An 18645-nucleotide genomic window follows, 5' to 3' on the forward strand; every position below is an offset into this window, starting at 1 on the left:
TTTTTGTTCAATCTTTTTATTATACTTTAAAATAAATTGAAAACTCCTCGGGAGCAGTATCAATCTCCTTGATTTTTATGTCTTTAAAGAATACCTCTCCGGCTTCACTTTGCAGTTGTATTGCCCCTTCTATGAGCGGTTTCTTTACATCGCCGTCAGTATATGTGAGGTCGGAGAGAGCCATAACTACTTCTCCATTTACAATATAAAGGCTTTTACCTTCATAACAGACTAGCTCTATATCATTCCATTCACCGACAGGTTTGTCGGCACTTTTACGAACGCCGCAGAATCCACCATTTTCACTACCTGTACCTACTGAAAGTAGTTTGCCTTGGGGATCGAAACGCAATAAATCGCCTTCTTTTTGTGCCGGTATCTTTACTTGTGAATTACCGATGCTCCAATAATCGCCGCTACTTTCTTCGATTAACTGAAACTCGTGGCTAAGCATCCAACTTCTCCAGTAATCGGCACCTGCTTCTCCCTGTGAATGGTATAGGATACCCGAATCGAGAGGTTCATCGAGTCTGGGCTCCCATTTTTTGTTACCCCATTTCATTTTCAGCTTGAACCGATAGTTTTTATAACTGTTCTTTGTAAACAAGCAGCCATATATTTCTCCGCTGATTCTCAATATGGGGGTTCCTGATTCTTCATTGACTGTAAATACATTTTTAACATTACTGTCATAGCCGATCGGTTGGATTGTATCGCCTTTAGCATCGACAGGGACACTGCCGTTATATCCGTTTTTGATTTCGTAACTGAGATAGGTGCGCCACTGTGACAAATCTTTATCAAGAAGGGAAGTCCATTCGTCTTTTTCTATGCTCTTGCTCGCAGAAAAAGAGATGCCTAATAGAAGAGGCAAGAGTAAAGGAAGAACTTTAAGTCCTGAGCATGTCTTTTTCATTCGAGGTAAGGGTCAGTTAATTTATTATGGGTAAATGCCTTATAAAAACACTTGTTTGTAAATATAATAAAAAACAGGATATAACCTAAAGCTATATCCTGTTTTCTTTGAAAATGTAAAAATATTACCACATAAGCACAATATGGAATGTTTCGGTATCCGGAGGGATTTGGGTATTAAAGTCAGAATAAGTCAGATAGAACCGTACACCTTTGGGATAAAAATCAAAATCGAAGGTTTGAGTCCATAAAAATTCACCTTGGTTATCAGAGCCACCTTTGTGCAAGACATACGGCAAACCATTTTTAATGTCTTTTTCTGTCTCTATGTAAGCCACTACAGTTCCTTGATTGAAGACAAAGTTATTGAGTTCGGGTAATGACTTATCCAGATAATAGTATGAGTTAAGCTCTCCCGGAGCCCCCATCAATTGCCATTCACTGCTTTGTATCGTAAATGATGTCACATACCAGCTTGTTCCGTAGCCGGGCTCTCCCGGTTCTCCTTGTACGCCTTGTGGTCCCTGCTCACCTTGTTGTCCTGTCAGACCAGTCATACCCATTGGGCCTTCGGGTCCCTCACACGCTGCAAATGTTAGTACTGTGAATAATAGTATTAATAGCTTTTTCATAACTGTGTAATATTTAGTTTTTCAATGATATATATTTAGCTGTTGGGTTAGCGTCTGCCTCCACTTGTTGATCGGCTTGTCGCTGTTTGTTGAGTTTCTTGCTGTCTGCGACTTTCAGTTTCGCGTCTCTCCCTATCTTGTCTCTCTTGAGCTTCACGTTGTCTGCGGCTTTCAGTCTCTTGTCTTTCTCTTTCCTGTTTGGCTTGGTCTTCCCGTTGTCTGCGACTTTCTGCCTCGCGTCTTTCATTATCTTGTCTTTCCTGAGTTTCACGTTGCCTGCGGTTTTCAGTCTCTTGTCTTTCCCTTTCCTGTTTGGCTTGGTCTTCCCGTTGTTTGCGACTTTCTGCCTCGCGTCTTTCATTATCTTGTCTCTCTTGAGCTTCACGTTGTCTGCGGCTTTCAGCTTCTTGTTTTTCTCTTTCCTGTTTGGCTTGATCTTCTTTTTGTCTGCGACTTTCTGCTTCTTTTCTGTCACTTTCTTGTTTCTCTTGATTCTCACGTTGTCTGCGGTTCTCAGTCTCTAGCCTTTCTCTTTCTTGTTTGGCTTGGTCTTCGCGCTGTCTGCGACTTTCGGCCTCCCGTCTTTCATTATCTTGTCTCTCTTGAGTTTCACGTTGCCTGCGGTTTTCAGTTTCTTGTTTTTCTCTTTCCTGTTTAGCTTGATCTTCCCGTTGTCTTTGATTGTTTGCATCTTGCCTGTCACGGGCTTGTTTTTCTTGTTCTGCCTGTTGCTCTTTCAGTCTTTTGTTTCTCGCTTCTTCGGCACTTTTATCAGTTTTTTCCGATGATACTCTTTGAGACGATCTTATCTCGCTGGTTGATGTAGGTCTGCTCGAAGTCTCTGTATTCGGCCTTTGATTCGGACGCGATCCGGTTATATTTTCAGGCTTAGTCGATTCGGGCTTTGGTCTGGAAGATATTCTGATATCTTCAGTTTCCTCCGGTTGGGGAGATACAGGTCTTGTTGGTACTTCCGGTTTCGGTCTCACAGACGGTCTGTTCCCATTCGGCCTTTCGGGAACAATGGGTTTAGTCGGGCGTTCCGGTTTTGGCTTATGAGGAGGTCGTGGTTTATTTGGTCTGTTTAATGGAGGTGTTATCGGATAACTAGGTTGATAGTAATAGTCGTCATAATAATATTGGTTATAATCGTAATAATTATCTGTATATGACGGATAATAGTAATCTTCGTAATATACATCATTGTAATTATTGGGTTGATAATAGTAATAATTGTCCGACTCGTTTACAGCTGGATAATCACTGTCCGATATATAATATTCTGCAACCGAATTGCTTTGAATATCAACAGGAGTGATGGATTTCAAATAAAGAGGAACCGAATTGATAGAAAGGTTATTGCTATTCCTACTCGCATTCGCCTGCAAATCATCTTCTGCGGAGTACACTTTTGTTGCATTATCATATAGAGTGGGTTTTTGGTAATAAGAAATAGTGTCATCGGCAACAGTTCTATTTATGGGAATGGTATCTGCCTGTTCACTCTCTTTATTTTCGTTTTCCTTATTACTTGTAGCTTCTTTACAACTTAGTTGAAAAGCAAGTAGACCGATTGTAGATAAAAATAGGATCTGTTTCATAGCGGTAAAGTATTAGGTGTTATTATAGATTTATCTTAGATCGCATATCTTGTATGCTGCTAATCGAAAGACGGGTTTGGGTTATGTTTTCATAATAATAAATTTAAATGGGTTAATCTTACGCTTTGTTAATAAGACCTGTTGTTTTGATTTTGGTTTAAGGTATATTTAGTTATTATTATGTGTTATAAAACATGGGTCTGATCTTACATTTTGATTTTATTATTCCTAACTTTTAACCATATTTCCACAACTGTGTGTTGACCCCTGACACAAAAAGTGAATAACCAAGTCGATAAAGTACCGATCTTCTTTTTTTATCAAAATATTGCTTGTATTTTTGATTATCGAATACTGAAATTCAAAATCTTATATAATAACTAATACCAGATGAAGAAAAAAATCTCAAATTTTATCGTCCTGTTTTTGCTGGCTGTTTTTACATGTAATGCCCAAGTCGCAAAAACTCCGGTTGATTATGTCAACCCATATATGGGTAATATCAGCCACCTTTTAGTCCCTACTTATCCTACGGTACACCTACCATTCAGCATGTTGAGGGTATATCCGGAGCGTGCCGATTTTACCAGCGATCAGGTAGCGGGATTGCCGGTTATAGTAACCAGCCATCGTGGAAGTTCGGCATTTAATATCAGCCCTATCAATGGTGGTACGAAAGATATTCCTGCAGTGAAATCATATTCTTATGATAACGAAAAGATTACACCTTACAGATATTCCGTTTATCTGGATGACGAACATGTTACAGCCGATTTTGCACCATCGCATCAGGCAGCTGTATATAGTATCGACTTCGAAAAAGCAGGTGACAATATGTTAGTTGTAAATACCCGCAACGGAAAGCTCGATTTTGACGGCTCGGTATTATCAGGCTATCAAATAATAAATAGGAACGGTACAAAAGTGTATCTGTATCTCGAAACCCAACAGAAAGTAGATAAGGCAGGTAGCATAGCTAATAATACAATCGATTATAAAACGAAATCGGTAGATGGAAAAAATCAGGCGATAGCTTTGGTGTTTAAAGACAAGCAAATAAATGTGCGCTATGGTATCTCTTTTATCAGCAGCGAGCAGGCTAAGAAAAACCTGAAAAGAGAGATCAATACATATAGTGTAGATGAGGTAGCTCAGGTGGCACGTACTAAATGGAATGAAGTATTGGGTAAAATTATGGTTGAGGGAGATGATCTTGACAATAAGACAATATTCTACACATCATTGTACAGAACATACGAGCGTATGATAAATATCTCGGAAGATGGAAACTATTACAGTGCATTTACTAATACGGTGAAAAGTGATGAGGGTACGCCTTTCTATACTGACGATTGGATTTGGGATACATATCGTGCTACCCATCCTCTGCGTGTACTTATCGAAGCAGATGCCGAAAATGATATGGTCAGTTCATATATCCGTATGGCACAACAAACCGAAGAGGGCTGGATGCCAACCTTCCCCGAAGTAACAGGCGACAGCCACCGTATGAATGGCAATCATGCTGTTGCAGTAGTGTGGGATGCGTATTGTAAAGGGCTTCGAGGATATGATTTGGAAGCGGCTTATAAAGCATGTAAAGGTGCGATGACCGAAAAGTCGTGGTTGCCTTGGACACGTATTCCTAATACTGAATGGGAAGCGTTTTATGAAAAGAACGGATATTTCCCTGCTTTGAAAGTCGGAGAAAAAGAATATATAAAAGGTGCGCATTCATGGGAAAAAAGACAGCCCGTTGCTGTAACTCTCGGTGCTTGCTACGATGATTGGTGCTTGGCACAAATAGCTAAACAATTGGGCAAGACAGACGATTATAAGTATTTCTTGAACCGTTCGTATAACTATCGTAACCTATACAATGCTCAGACAGCTTTCTTTCACCCGAAAGATAGTGATGGCAATTTTATAGAGCCTTTCGATTACCGCTATTCGGGCGGTATGGGAGCAAGAGATTATTATTCAGAAAATAATGCATATGTATATCGTTGGGATGTGCCTCACAATCCTGCCGATCTGATCAGCTTGATGGGTTCGCCTAAAAACTTTGTGGACAATCTGAACCAAACATTCAGAGAGCCATTAGGTAAAAGCAAATTTGAATTTTATGCACAATTACCCGATCATACAGGAAACGTAGGGCAGTTTTCTATGGCCAACGAACCTTCATTACATATCCCGTATTTATATAACTATGCCGGTCAGCCATGGATGACTCAAAAGAGAATCAGAACATTGCTTAAAGAATGGTTCCGCAACGACCTTATGGGGGTTCCGGGTGATGAAGACGGTGGTGGGACATCGGCTTTCGTTGTGTTCTCGGCAATGGGATTTTATCCTGTGACACCGGGTTCGCCAACTTATAATATTGGCAGTCCGTTGTTCAAGAATGCTAAGATGACAATGAGTAATGGCAAAGTTTTCGAAGTGGAAGCTGTAAACTGCTCTGATGAAAATAAGTATATTCAATCGGCAACATTGAATGGTAAGACATGGGATAAACCTTGGTTCAGCCATAGCGATATAGCCAATGGTGGAAAACTTGTTCTTATAATGGGGAATAAAGCAAATACCAAATGGGGAGCAGCACCTGAAAATGTTCCTCCATCGGCAGAGAAACTTTAATATTCTTTTAAATCTAATGCTATGAAAAAACTATTATATATAGGTATATTATGTCTTCTCTCGTGTTCTCTTTTTGCACAGAAAAATATAGAAAATACTTATCGCAATCCTGTCATATCTGGTGACTTTCCCGATCCTACGGTGATCCGTGTAGGGAATGATTATTATGCTGCGGGAACAACGTCCGATTTTGCACCCAGTTATCCACTGTATCATTCCAAAGATCTAGTCAATTGGGATAGGATAGGAAGTGTTTTCACCGATCCTCCTGCATGGATAAAAGGCGATTGCTGGGCACCCGAACTGTTTTATAACGATGGTACTTTCTATGTATATTATACTGCCCGACGAAAGAGTGATAATATCACATGTATAGGCGTTGCCACCACGAAAGATATTACCAAAGGCTTTACCGATCATGGTATAATCGTCGATTGGGGCAAGGAGGCTATCGATGCTTATATCAACAAAGACGATGATGGTAAACTCTATATCACATGGAAGGCTTATGGCTTGGATGATAGGCCTATCGAATTACTCGGTTCGGAACTAAGCGCCGACGGACTATCGTTGGTGGGCGAACCATTCAGTATATCGTTACCTAGCAAAGGATGGATAGAAAGAGGGGATGAAGGACAATGTATTGTGAAGCACAACGGATATTACTATATGCTATACTCAATAGGCGGATGCTGTGATTTCAGATGTGATTATCGTGTGCATGTAGCCCGTTCTAAATCGCTTAAAGGTGATTGGGAGCAATACGAGCCTAACCCTATATTAGAAGGTGGCAATTTGTGGAATTGTTCGGGGCACGGTACACTGGTACAAACACCCGACGGACGATATTTCTACTTGTATCACGCTTATCAAACCTACGATTTTGATTTTGTAGGCAGACAAGGTTTACTAGATGAAATGCTTTGGGATGAGACTACGGGATGGCCTTATTTCAAAAATGGAAATACTCCGACAGCTCAAGCGCCGGTTCCATTCGAAGGAACAGTACAAAAGAGGCAGTATCAGTTTCACGATAATTTCACAACTGCCGCCAACGATCAATATTGGTTGTGGGACATGAATTTGCCTAAGCCCGAAATCATCAAAGGAAATGATAAAATGACTATGCGTGTGACCGAAAATAACAACATGGTATTCAGAGGAATCAATCCGAAAACAGGGAATTATGTGATGCAAACAGAAGTCGAAAATACAGGATCCAACCTTAAAGGGCTTGCTGTTTACGGCAATAAGGATAATCTCTTTGTATGGGGGCTTAGCGGATCGTCGGTTAAATTATATAAATATGTGAAAGGTGTAAAGACCGAATTGTTTTCGAAGCAAGTAGATGCTAAGAAAGTGGCGTTGAAAGTGCAATCTGTCAATGCCCGATCATTCCGTTTCTCTTGGTCGGCTGATCCTAAAGACTGGACTTCATTTCCCGAAGGTAACAGTGTTGTAGATGGCGGCTTTTTACCTCAATGGGGTAAAGGTGTGCGTGTCGGTTTATTTGTGAATAGCGAGAATGGAAATGATAGTGGTACATTCTCTTATTTTACTATTGATAATAAGTTTTAAGGACTTATATAAATTTGATATAGAAAGGGCTGCTCAAACTAGCAGCCCTTTCTTTGTTATATATTAATGCATATTATTTCTTATCATCATTCTTAGCAAATAATATTTCATTCGTTCTGGATTCAGTCATTCCTAAATTCAATAGTTTTCGTTGTATATCTAGTTTTTGTACATGCAGATTTTTAGATCCTGCCATATCTCCTAATATAATAGTCATTTCTTTTTTGCTGTATTTGCAATAAGAAAGCATAATGATGAGTAATTCTTTTTCATTCAGCAGTTCGATAGCTTGCTCACCAAAAGGTTCCTTTTTCAGAAAGTCTTTCGCATTTTCTATTAGTTGTTGATTTGTTTTTCCTTTTACATCTTCAACCATTTGTCTGATTCTTACATATATAGTTGGTTCTTCTTTTGCGCCCAATTCAATAGCTAAAGATTTGACTTCGTCTTCTATACCTGCCCATTCGGTTATAATGTTGTGATAGATACTTTGCAAAAATAACAGATTCTCAAGTTTTTGTTCGAGTAATTTATTCTTTTCTACTTCCCGTGCGTGTTTCAAGCGGTTGTTTCTATTTCTGAACCAGGTTACCAATACAATCAGTATGGCAAAAGATATACCGATAGACATATAAAGGTATGAGCGTATTTGTAAACTCTCTAACTCTTTTTCTCGTAGAGACATCTGATATTTTTTCTCTATCTCTAATAACTTCTGGGAATTGTTGGCTTCTGTTATTTTATGCTCGATTTCCTTTTGTAAGTCGCTATAATATTGAGCCTTCTGCTCATCTCCAATTTGATTGTTGTATGTATAAAGAGAACGATAAGCACTTAGAAGAGTCTTATTGTTCTTTATTTCAGCTAACCGACTTTCCATAAGGTCGATGTAATACTTTGAAGAATCTAGTTGATTCTTTTTGTTATATAGCATTGACAAATTGAGATATACGCGCAACGAATCATTTGAGTCTGATGTTTGCTCAAGAGACTTTTGAAAATAAACCACTGCTTTATTGTAATCCTCCATTCTTCTAAAAACAACACCTAGGTTTGATGTTGCTATGGCTTGGGATGGTTTGTCATCGATTTTATTCGCTATCTCTAAACTTTTGTCAAAATAGAAATAAGCACTATCTAAGTTATCAACTGCTTCGTAGGCACGACCAATTAAATTCATTGCCAGCCCTTTCAATTGATCAGTGTTTTGTTCTTTATTATAATAGTTAAGAGCCTGTTTATAACGGACAATAGCGCTGTCCATAATCTTACGCTCAAAATATAAAAAACCTATATTATGTATACTTTTACCTACTAATATATTGTTATTAGTTTGGCGTGCATAGTCTTCTGCTTGTAAAAAAGATTTCAAAGCCTCATCATGCATTTGTTTACTTTCGTATAAGTGACCTATTAAGAAATGTGTCAAAGCTAATTTTTTAATATCTTTTTTTTTATCGAAATATTTTTGGGCTTCAAGAATTAAAGTTTCGTTTGTGTTTTCCTCTTGTTTCTTGTGTTGTATATCAGTAAGTGTTACAATATATTGCATGTAATTATCTATATCCATCTCTTCTGCGTTATGAATAGAATCAAGTAGCATAAGAGCAGCAGTAGGGTCGCTTTCGGCTAGATTTTGTGCTTGTTTGAGCAGATCAATAGATGTGCTGTTATCTTTGCAAGAAAATAATATGCTAAATATTGATAGAAGGATATAATTTAATTTTCTAAATGCTGATATTTTCATAAGAAAGAAGATAAATTAAAAGAGTTTAGCAGTATTAAACTGCTAAACCTTTGTTGGATAGATTTTTATTTGACTTCAAAATCACGGTGGGTTTTGCTGTCATTTGCCTTGTCTGCCGAGGGATCTGTCGATTTTTTTTCTGCAGAGGACTCTGGGGGTCTACCACCAGTTTCTCCACCATCACCCATCTCATCTGTTTGAGAACAAGATGTACTAGCAACAATAATTCCTGCAACAAAAATGGTTGACAAAATAATTCTTTTAATTTTCATAATGTAATAGTGATTTTAATGAGGTGTGTCAGATAACTTCCAGATAATGTAACGTTGTATGAGTTTAATTGTATTTAATAAATATTGCAATATTAATAAAAAACAATGAGTTATGATGTTTTTTATGCCAATATTCGATTCCTATTTAGTGGTTTCATAATAAAAATAGTATCATGCTTGTTAAGTTATTGATTATGCGATGTTTATATGTGTAAATTTGTGGTGTTTTTTGTATTGGTCTAGTCCTTCTTACATAGATAACGAATTATTCTCTCCGCTTTTAGCAAATAATATCTCATTAGTTCTGCTCTCGGACATTCCTGCATTTAATAACTTTCGCTGTATATCCAACTTTTGTACATGCAGATTTTTTGAACCAGCCATGTCGCCCAATATGAGAGCCATTTCTTTTTTGTTATAGCCACAGTAAGAAAGCATACTGATCAACAACTCCTTATCAGTCAATGCTGTAATAGCCTGTTCGCCAAAAGGTTCTTTTCTAAGATAATCTTTCGCATTTTCGATGAGTTGTTTATTTGTCTTTTTTTTCACATCCTCAACCATCTGTCTTATCCTTCCATATATCGATGGTTCTTCTTGCGCACCAAACTCAATAGCGAGTGATTTTACTTCTTCTTCGATGCTTACCCATTCAGTTATAATGTGTTGATAAATACTTTGAAGGAACAATAAGTTTTCGAGTTTTTGCTCAAGTAGTTTATTCTTCTCTACTTCCTGTGCATGTTTTAAACGGTTGCTTTTGTTTCTAAACCAAGTTATTAATACAATTAGTATTGCAACAGATATACCGATAGACATATGGAGGTATGAGCGTACTTGCAAACTTTCTAATTCTTTTTCCCGTAGAGATAGCTGGTATTTCCTCTCTATGTCTGATAACCTTTGCGAATTATTGACTTCTAATATTTTCTGCTCAACCTGTTTTTGTAAGTTACTATAATACTCCGCTTCTTTCTCATTTCCTGCTTCTTTATTGCTTTTGGCAAGAAATTTATAAGCGTTTCTTATCATATAGTTATCCGAAATGAGAGATAATTTATCTTTCATCAAATTATTATAATGTATTGCCGAATCAGTTTGATTCTTTTGAATATATAATATAGATAAATTGAGATGTATTCTTACGGAATCAATAGGATTCGAGGTCATTGTCAGGGCTTTTTGATAATAATCGACCGCTTTCTTGTATTCTTTCATTCCATCGTATGCTAGACCGATATTAGAGATTGCAATAGCTTGTAATGGTTTATCTCCAATTCTATTTGCTATTTCTAAACTCTTATCAAAATAAAAATAAGCACTGTCATATATACGAAGGGCTTCATAAGTACGCCCTATTAAATTAATTGTATGGGCTTTTAATGATTCTGTATTGTCACTTTTGCTAAAATACTCTAAAGCTTGTCGCGCACGAACGATACTGCTATCCATAATATTTCGTTCAAAATACGAAAAGCCTATATTATGTATACATTTTCCTATTAAAATATTATTATTGGATTGTCTGGCATAGGTTTCAGCCTGTAAGAATGCCTTCATTGCCTCATCGTGCATTTGCTTTTCTTGATAGACACGACCTGCATAGAAATTAGCTAATGCTGCTTTTTGTGGATTTTTTGTATTGTTAAAATATTTTTGAGCTTCTACAATAAGGCTATCACTCGTCACATCCTGATTCGCAATCAGTTTGGCCTGAGTCAAAGTTATGATGTATTGCATATAGCTGTTTCTATCCATGTCTTTAGGATTGTGGATAGAATCTAGCAGCTTAAGAGCATCTATAGGTTTAGTTGCAACAGTACTTTGTGCTTGTATTAGTAAATCAAGAGAAAGATCATTTTTTTTGCATGAAAATAAGAAGCTTAGTATTAATAATAAAAGACAACTTATTTTTGCATATACTGAAGTTTTCATAAACAAAGTTTTTAAGAGCGAGATTTTAACCTAACTGTATCCTAATATTACGATATGAACTTATTTAAGTTCAAAATCAATGTAATTAATGCTATCATTTTTGCTATTTGTAGGTAATTCTACCCTTTTCTCTTTCAAAGTACTATTTAGACCTCCTCCAGCGCTTCCCCCTTGATCCATCTCGTCTTCCTGAGAACAAGAGCTATTACAAAGTGCTATACCAATAATAAAAGCAACTGTTAAAAAAAATCTTTTCATTTTCATAATATTCAAGTTAGTTTAATAAATATATTAGGTAAGATTGTTTAAGCATTAAATTATTATCTGGTTCATAATAAGCATGTCAAGTGCCAGTGCCCTAGCAATAACTATGATTGTCAAATTAAATTGTTTATACTCTATTGCTGTTTTGTTTGTTTAATAACCGCTGCAATATTAATAAAAACAAATTAAATAAAAGTTATTTTTAATTTATTTTTACATAAATGCATTTGATTTATTTCTGAAATAAAGTTTCGTGTGTTAAATTGGCGTGAATTATTAATTTTTGTACGTGAATACGTAATCAATATGAATTTGACACAGAGAAACTGTAAATAATAAAATATTTACTTGAGCTTATCATCTCTTACGCTAGCCTTATCTAACCTTCTTAATAAATAGGATATTATGTATAACTATAATTTGTTTCTGAAGTAGAGCCCTGTATGTTGAATTGGCGTGAATTATTAGTTTTTGTACGTGAATGTGTAATTTATGCGAGTTTGACACAGATGAGAAATGATATGTGATAAAACTTTTGCCTGACCTTGTTATCCTTATGTGCTAGCCTTATCTAACCTTCTTAATAAATAGGATATTATGTATAACTATAATTTGTTTCTAAAGTAGGACCCTGTATATTGAATTGGCGTGAATTATTAGTTTTTGTACGTGAATGTGTAATTTATGCGGGTTTGACATAAATAAGAAATGATATATGATAAAATTTTTGCCTGACCTTGTCTTTCTTGTATGCTAGCCCTATCTAATCTTTTCAGTAAATAGGATATTATGTATAACTATAATTTGTTTCTGAAATAGAGTTTCGTGTATTGAATTGGCGTGAATTGTTAGTTTTCGTACGTGAATATGTAATTTATGCGAGTTTGACACAAATAAGAAATGATATATAATAAAACTTTTGACTGCCCTTGTCTTTCTTATATGTCAGCTTTATCTAATCTTCTCAATAAATTCACATACTCTCTTTAGGAAACCTAGATGGGGCTTTTACAAAAAAGACGGATAACCAGTCTAGCACTGATTATCCGTCTTTAATTATTATTATATTTTCTTCTTAGATAGTCTGGCTACCTTCTTTTATACTTACTTTCTTACTCTTGTCTTTACCCCAAAGAATGGTCATTTCGAAAGGGATATTCGATTTAACTGTAATACTTGGAGTTTCGTCTTGCGAACTTCTCTTATTTACTTTAAAGTCCACTGTGCCCTCTGGCCCAAACGGATAACGCTCCATACCATGTGCTTCGGTATTGGTGATATCCCATACAACGGTATTGTTTGAGAAGTCTGAACGGATACCTAATATATATTCTATAAATACAGCAATAGGAGGTAGTCCAGTCCAACCTACAAACTCTTTGCGAGCCATAAATCCCGGTTCAGTTTTTTCAGGAGCATAGTATTCCCAGAATGTACCTGTGTTTTTATATACCTCGAATACCTGATTGTAATGGTTTCTGGCAATATCTTTTGCCATCTGCGAGTAGCCTTTATTCTGGAGACCTGTTATTACCATGTAGTTAGATCCCGGCCATACGCCACCTTGCCAGTAGCGGCCTAGCGGGTTATATTTAGGATTGTCGGCAGAGAGAGACGGTACTCTATGCGGACGATTGAAGGTCTTAGGGTTATCCAGTTCTTTTACCAACCTGTCCATTCTGTCTTTGCTTAATACATCGGTGTATAGCGACCAGTAAGCAATAATCCCTTTAGTTGTAGATAAGCTGCCATCGGCATACTGATCGTAAAGGAATCCTGTTTTCTCGTCCCACATATTGTCCTGAACATACTTAGTCAGCATCTTGATCTCATCTTCATATTCTTCAATCTCTTGCCAGCGTTCGAGGTAAAATCCCATTTCGAGCAAGATATTTGCCGTAAATATTTGTTGAAGACAAGCATCCAGCCATACCATGTGACCGTGACTGAAAATCATGCTGTATTTGGATTGTACACGTGGCATATTGTCCATACCTGTACCCCAGCCACTCGACCAGTATGTACCATTCGGCCATGTATGATTCAGTTTCAACCATTTATAGTAGGCGCATAGTACAGGGAATATCTTATTGAGACGGTCGGTATCACCATACTGTTTATAATAAAGCATTTCGCTCCAAGGCAATAAGTTAGGCCCTGTACTTACAGGGTCGTAACGCTCGAAACAATCTGCACCATCGCCCTTTATTTCGCGACAGATAAATCCATCGGGATGTTGCTTCGCATAGAAATTGTCAAGTGTATTCTGGAAAGGGAAGTAGCGGTATCCGTAGCGGGCAAACATCATAATGAATGCCGAGTCCCACATGAAGATGTTACCGTTGTAAGCCGTATCGAGATAGGTAGATATAAATCCCGATCCTTCTTGCGGTTGTCTGATGTTACCGATAGCAATTTGCCATGCTCTCCAATACATTTCGAGTTCCTTTTCGTGACCTTCCCAAATTGGATTAGGTAATATATTTCGGGCTTCCTCATAACTTTTGGGAGTAATGAGGTTTGGCTTTGCTACACGAAATTCATTTTCGGCAACAAGAGCTTCCTTTACGTATGTGTTTTTGTAAGGCAAGTTATACTTTGGAGGAGCAGCATCATTTTCCTGCGAAAACAGGTTCGGAGAAAACAGGATTGATGCAAATAAGATTATCGATATTGATAATAATTTTTTCATAACAGAATATCTATAAGTAGTGTTTATTATTTTTCGGGTACATACAACATATTGTCGGGTATAGGTATTTCGAGAATACTACGCGAGGAGATGCCGACTTCGAGGCTTTCTCCCATATAATCTTCGAAATAAAGAACTTTCAGTTCGTGATAGCCTGCTTCTAAAGCAATCTTGCCTTCTCTGCGCCTTGCATTGTGCGAACCATCGTTATCGACAACGAGTTTTCCATTTATAAAGAGCTTAGAGCCATCGTCGGAATGTGTGTAGAAACGATACATACCCCTCTCCGATATTTTAATCAATGTTTTAAACTCAAAGGCAAACGAGTCTTGTGCAGATGCAGGGGCTAAAGATATATTATTTATTATACCCGTTTTGAGTGGCGTTAATGATGCTATTCTGTCGGTCGATTTTATTCTTCCTTCATAGTAGGTATAAGCTACACCTTGCTTCTTAGGGTTAGTTTTTATCGCAGGCATGTATTGAGCAGACGCTTCTTCCTGTGCCGATATTCCAGATGGATAATAATACAGCAATTCAGTCCCCGATTTAGTTCTGATCCATGTGTCGAACTGATTTTTTCCTTCGTACATTGTAATAATACGGGCACCTCTTTCAAAATCGCCGTAAGCATCAGCACCCGTCACGCGCCCATAAGCAAGAGCTATGTCGTGGAGTATGCCGATGTAGTTATTATCGTGATCATGTCCTACGAATGTACCCATTACATCACCTTTCTCCATAAGCGAGCAGAAAAAGCCGGAATTAACGACGGGTGACGAAACACCTTCTTCGTTTTTTGCTCCATGAGTTGTATCTTTTCCTATTATCTCTTTATATTCGGGAAGGGGAATATGAAAAAAAGCGAGAGAGGGGAGCGGTTTCCCATTATTTTGAGCTGTATACTTATCGCTTGTCTTTCTGTACCAATCTATCTGATCGAAATGGATCCAATCGTAGTGACCCAGTTTTTGATCGGCAGGATAATCATTCGAGTCCACACAGTATAATACCGCTGCAATTTTAGAGCTTTGCGAACTTAATATTGGCAGTGAATAATTACCGCAACCTGTCAGTTCTTCGCCTTTTTCACCTATATAGTAAGGCATACCTTCGAGAAACTCAAATACACCATCGCGCGTAAGATCGTCTTCCGAATCGTGGTTTCCCAACGTTATTGCCCAAGGAGTCTTGGCCTCTTCAAATATTTTAGCAACCGTGAGCCATCCTTCTTTTACCGAATCTTTCCAAACGACATCACCCGAGAGAATCGCTACATCGGGTTTTTCAGTTTCCAATACATGTTTTATAGTCTCTGCTGTTTCGATAGAATTCGGAGAGCCATGTATCCAATGTAGATCTGTGAATTGAGCTATCTTAAATTGTCCTTTCTTATTGAACTTCAATTGTATATCGGATGCATTTGCAACCAAAGAGCATAGAAAGAGAGCGATTGTAAAAATCAATTGTTTTTTCATAATCAGCTTATTTTAATCCCATAAGAGATTTTATTCTATGGAATATCTGCGTATTCGGATATACGCCTGTAAGTTTAGATGCTCCGGGTCCGTAAGCAAATACAGGAAGCATAATCGGTGTATGGTCGTCAGTCATATAACGTGCTGTGATATGCCCTTTTGCTCTGTCTCCGTCTACTAATGTCAATCCGCCTGTTTCGTGATCGCCTGTCACTATAATTAGTGTTTCGCCATTCTTATCAGCAAATTTCATAGCTTCGGCAACAGCCAGATCAAAACTTAGTGTTTCCATTATCGAACCCGGTAGCGAGTTGGCATGTCCCGCATAATCTATTTTTGCACCTTCTACCATCAGGAAGAAACCTTTGTCGCTTGCTCCACTAAGTTTTTGAATAGCTTCGCGTGTAGCATCGGCTAGAAGAGAAAGGGTTTCTTCTGATGCAGCTAAGTCCATACGCTCATCTACACATATTACTTTACTTTTATCTTTGTTTATGTCATCGATAGAAGTCGAGATTCTATATTGTGATTTCAGTTCACCAAGTAAATCCCTGTTATCTTTCCTTTTGGTGAATACATCCATTCCGCTGCCATTAAGCAATGTTAGTTTGCCATCTAGTAACCAGTTCGTTATTTCGTCCGAATTATCACGTTCTACCGAATGACCGTAGAATGCGGCAGGAGTCGCATCGGCAAGATTACCTAACGTAACTACACCACATGCAAAGCCTTCGGGATAAAGCACATCTGTCATCGACGAGTATGGTTTACCATCGTCACTCATACTTATATGGCGGTTGCTGTTCGATTCTCCTGTGGCGAGCGCACTACCAGCGGCGGCAGAGTCGGTCGTATAGGCATCTTTCGAACTTGTCTTTTGTAGTCCGATATAGTTCATATTGAGCATTGTAAGACCATGGTTTACCGTTTCTCCTGCACATAATTGCGCTAAGCCCATACCATCACCAATAAGGAAGATGATATTTTTGATAGGCTTGATAGCCCCATCGTTGAGATATGTCGGTTGATAAACATCTATGCCTTTCGATAATTGCAGTTTCTTGTTATTGAAACCTTGAAATCCGACAGTCGTTTTATCCAGTCGTTTCGCACGGCTCACTTCATCAGATACTTCGCTGTTGCTACCCGCTATGTGGTAGTTCTTATTTTCGAAATTTCTGAAATAATCGGCACATGCTTCAGGGCGGTCTGTATTGATATAATCTACGCCTATATTATGGAATGTATTCCAAGCCGTAACACCATCGGGAGTTCCCCAGAAACGGATAGGTTTACCCAGAGTATGTGCTTCTTTGATAGCCTGCATCACTTTCTTAAACTCATCGTTTATCATTGTGCCTTTTCCGTTCCATTGCGTATGGTCACGAAGGTTTAGGCTGATCATCGATATTCGTTTCAGTTGTTCAGGGGTATAATCTGTTTTGCTGCCGTCGAACGAAACAACTGCTGGGTATTTCCCATAATCGTTGGGATCGGGACGATTGCCCGATATTACAACACGTACGGCATAGGGATTAACTGTTGGATCAAATACTTCGGGATAAACCTGCAATTTCTTGATAAGAATATCTAATGTCGGATTTGCAGGAGTTTTTAAATCGACCAGAAGAGTAAGTATATTATCCGAGTTTTTCCAAGCCTTACCATTGTTTTGCTTATATAGATTGACCAATGGCAAAATATACGATTCCTCTAGGGTAGGAGCAGTGGTTAGCTGATCACGATCGTGAGCTACTAACAATTCATTGGGCTTGTTGGTGGTGTAAATATCGGCTTCTATAGATGCTACTTGCTGTGCATAAGCCTGATAAAATGGAACGCGCTGCTCATAATCGTTATGAGAATGTATAAGTATGGGTTTTTGTGCAAATACTATTCCCGAACATATAATGGAAAGTCCTAGAAATAGAATCCGCCTTAATATTGTTTTATTCATGATCTGAATAGTTTGATTTATTTAATTTCGATTTCTGCAACAACAAGTGAGTGATCCGAAATGAATTTATCGTTCATCTTTTCAGGTAAAACGGCATGCTTTTCCACTAAAATTCCTTTGCTTACAAAGATATAATCGATAAACTCTCTTTGTTCAACGGGTAATCTTCCAAAGTCGTGGAATGTCCATTGTGTTCCGCTGGTTGTAGATGCAATGTCTTTGCTGTGGATCAAATGCTGTGGATTTGAAGTATCTGTTACGTGTTTGATAACATCCGATTCAGGCGTTGCATTGAAATCTCCTGTCATAATTATAGGGAAACCCTTAGCCAATTCGGTAGCACGATCTAATAATAGAGTTACGCCTTCTTGACGGGCTATTTTACCTATATGATCTAAGTGGGTATTGATAAAAAATACTTGCTTTTTAGTCTCTTTGTCCTGTAATACAGCCCATGTAGCAATGCGTTCACATGCACCGTCCCATCCTTTAGAGCCTGCAATTTCGGGTGTTTCGCTCAACCAGAAATAGCCGGACTGAATTTCGTTGAATTTATCTGTTTTATAAAGAATAGCACTATATTCACCTTTATCTATTCCATCTTGGCGACCTACACCTATTGCAGTGTATTCGGGCAGACGCTCTTTCAAATCGTTGAGTTGGTGCGACAATACTTCCTGCGTTCCTACTATATCGATATCGTGGTCTTTTATAACTTGTGCTGCAATGTCTTTGCGGTATTGCCAGCTATTGAGACTGTCTCCGGCATTATCGTAACGAACATTAAAACTCATAATATTCAGATCGACTGTTTTGCTTTCGCACGAAACAAATAGAATTAAGGCTACTAGGTAAAATAACTTTTTCATGGTGGTATTATTATAGATTAATTTCTTTTTAGATAAAAAACACTTGCGGAAGCTTCTAAATG

The 18645-nt window shown here is 37.9% G+C and carries 13 protein-coding genes; 2 read left to right on the top strand and 11 right to left on the bottom strand.

Going from position 1 to position 18645, the window contains the following annotated elements; translation table 11 throughout:
• Positions 1-19: 19 nt before the first annotated feature.
• From G7Y57_RS08895 to G7Y57_RS08905, 3 genes are all read right to left on the bottom strand, one after another.
• Entirely contained in the window at positions 20-916 is an 897-nt protein-coding gene (locus G7Y57_RS08895; protein ID WP_165022552.1) for a DUF1080 domain-containing protein, read from the bottom strand.
• Between the two features lie 124 nt (positions 917-1040).
• On the bottom strand, positions 1041-1547 hold the full coding sequence (locus G7Y57_RS08900; RefSeq protein ID WP_165022556.1) for a hypothetical protein: 507 nt from the start codon (positions 1545-1547) through the stop codon (positions 1041-1043).
• A 47-nt stretch (positions 1548-1594) separates the two neighbouring features.
• On the bottom strand, positions 1595-3148 hold the full coding sequence (locus G7Y57_RS08905; RefSeq protein ID WP_165022559.1) for a hypothetical protein: 1554 nt from the start codon (positions 3146-3148) through the stop codon (positions 1595-1597).
• 390 nt (positions 3149-3538) lie between these two features.
• Between G7Y57_RS08905 and G7Y57_RS08910 the strand changes: the two genes are divergently transcribed.
• On the top strand, positions 3539-5791 hold the full coding sequence (locus G7Y57_RS08910; protein WP_165022562.1) for a GH92 family glycosyl hydrolase: 2253 nt from the start codon (positions 3539-3541) through the stop codon (positions 5789-5791).
• A gap of 21 nt (positions 5792-5812) precedes the next feature.
• Positions 5813-7369, top strand: a complete 1557-nt coding sequence (locus G7Y57_RS08915; RefSeq protein ID WP_165022565.1) for a family 43 glycosylhydrolase — start codon at positions 5813-5815, stop codon at positions 7367-7369.
• Positions 7370-7442: 73 nt separating this feature from the next.
• On the opposite strand, the gene G7Y57_RS08920 is transcribed toward G7Y57_RS08915, so the two are convergent.
• The 8 genes from G7Y57_RS08920 to G7Y57_RS08955 all read right to left on the bottom strand — a co-directional run bounded on the left by G7Y57_RS08920 (position 7443) and on the right by G7Y57_RS08955 (position 18583).
• A complete protein-coding gene (locus G7Y57_RS08920) occupies positions 7443-9116 on the bottom strand; it encodes a tetratricopeptide repeat protein (protein ID WP_165022568.1) in 1674 nt (557 codons plus the stop codon).
• A gap of 65 nt (positions 9117-9181) precedes the next feature.
• Positions 9182-9388, bottom strand: coding sequence for a hypothetical protein (locus tag G7Y57_RS08925; protein ID WP_165022571.1), 207 nt, complete (start codon positions 9386-9388; stop codon positions 9182-9184).
• A 249-nt stretch (positions 9389-9637) separates the two neighbouring features.
• Entirely contained in the window at positions 9638-11323 is a 1686-nt protein-coding gene (locus tag G7Y57_RS08930) for a tetratricopeptide repeat protein (RefSeq protein WP_165022574.1), read from the bottom strand.
• A 60-nt stretch (positions 11324-11383) separates the two neighbouring features.
• Complete coding sequence (locus G7Y57_RS08935; protein ID WP_165022577.1) at positions 11384-11587, bottom strand: hypothetical protein; 204 nt, start codon at positions 11585-11587, stop codon at positions 11384-11386.
• Positions 11588-12662: 1075 nt separating this feature from the next.
• A complete protein-coding gene (locus tag G7Y57_RS08940) occupies positions 12663-14279 on the bottom strand; it encodes an MGH1-like glycoside hydrolase domain-containing protein (RefSeq protein ID WP_165022579.1) in 1617 nt (538 codons plus the stop codon).
• A 26-nt stretch (positions 14280-14305) separates the two neighbouring features.
• Positions 14306-15757 (bottom strand): PA14 domain-containing protein, encoded by a 1452-nt coding sequence (locus tag G7Y57_RS08945; RefSeq protein WP_165022582.1) that lies wholly within the window; start codon positions 15755-15757, stop codon positions 14306-14308.
• Between the two features lie 7 nt (positions 15758-15764).
• Positions 15765-17714: an alkaline phosphatase gene (locus tag G7Y57_RS08950; protein ID WP_165022585.1), complete on the bottom strand. Its 1950-nt coding sequence runs from the start codon at positions 17712-17714 to the stop codon at positions 15765-15767.
• Between the two features lie 17 nt (positions 17715-17731).
• Positions 17732-18583, bottom strand: a complete 852-nt coding sequence (locus G7Y57_RS08955) for an endonuclease/exonuclease/phosphatase family protein (RefSeq protein WP_165022588.1) — start codon at positions 18581-18583, stop codon at positions 17732-17734.
• Between the last annotated feature and the right edge of the window lie 62 nt (positions 18584-18645).

It is taken from the genome of Dysgonomonas sp. ZJ279 (assembly GCF_011039205.1).
Classification (GTDB): Bacteria; Bacteroidota; Bacteroidia; order Bacteroidales; family Dysgonomonadaceae; genus Dysgonomonas.

Bases quoted from the DNA above. Each gene is read 5' to 3' on its own strand.
- G7Y57_RS08895 (WP_165022552.1), bottom strand. From the start codon at position 916: ATGAAAAAGACATGCTCAGGACTTAAAGTTCTTCCTTTACTCTTGCCT.
- G7Y57_RS08900 (WP_165022556.1), bottom strand. From the start codon at position 1,547: ATGAAAAAGCTATTAATACTATTATTCACAGTACTAACATTTGCAGCG.
- G7Y57_RS08905 (WP_165022559.1), bottom strand. From the start codon at position 3,148: ATGAAACAGATCCTATTTTTATCTACAATCGGTCTACTTGCTTTTCAA.
- G7Y57_RS08910 (WP_165022562.1), top strand. From the start codon at position 3,539: ATGAAGAAAAAAATCTCAAATTTTATCGTCCTGTTTTTGCTGGCTGTT.
- G7Y57_RS08915 (WP_165022565.1), top strand. From the start codon at position 5,813: ATGAAAAAACTATTATATATAGGTATATTATGTCTTCTCTCGTGTTCT.
- G7Y57_RS08920 (WP_165022568.1), bottom strand. From the start codon at position 9,116: ATGAAAATATCAGCATTTAGAAAATTAAATTATATCCTTCTATCAATA.
- G7Y57_RS08925 (WP_165022571.1), bottom strand. From the start codon at position 9,388: ATGAAAATTAAAAGAATTATTTTGTCAACCATTTTTGTTGCAGGAATT.
- G7Y57_RS08930 (WP_165022574.1), bottom strand. From the start codon at position 11,323: ATGAAAACTTCAGTATATGCAAAAATAAGTTGTCTTTTATTATTAATA.
- G7Y57_RS08935 (WP_165022577.1), bottom strand. From the start codon at position 11,587: ATGAAAATGAAAAGATTTTTTTTAACAGTTGCTTTTATTATTGGTATA.
- G7Y57_RS08940 (WP_165022579.1), bottom strand. From the start codon at position 14,279: ATGAAAAAATTATTATCAATATCGATAATCTTATTTGCATCAATCCTG.
- G7Y57_RS08945 (WP_165022582.1), bottom strand. From the start codon at position 15,757: ATGAAAAAACAATTGATTTTTACAATCGCTCTCTTTCTATGCTCTTTG.
- G7Y57_RS08950 (WP_165022585.1), bottom strand. From the start codon at position 17,714: ATGAATAAAACAATATTAAGGCGGATTCTATTTCTAGGACTTTCCATT.
- G7Y57_RS08955 (WP_165022588.1), bottom strand. From the start codon at position 18,583: ATGAAAAAGTTATTTTACCTAGTAGCCTTAATTCTATTTGTTTCGTGC.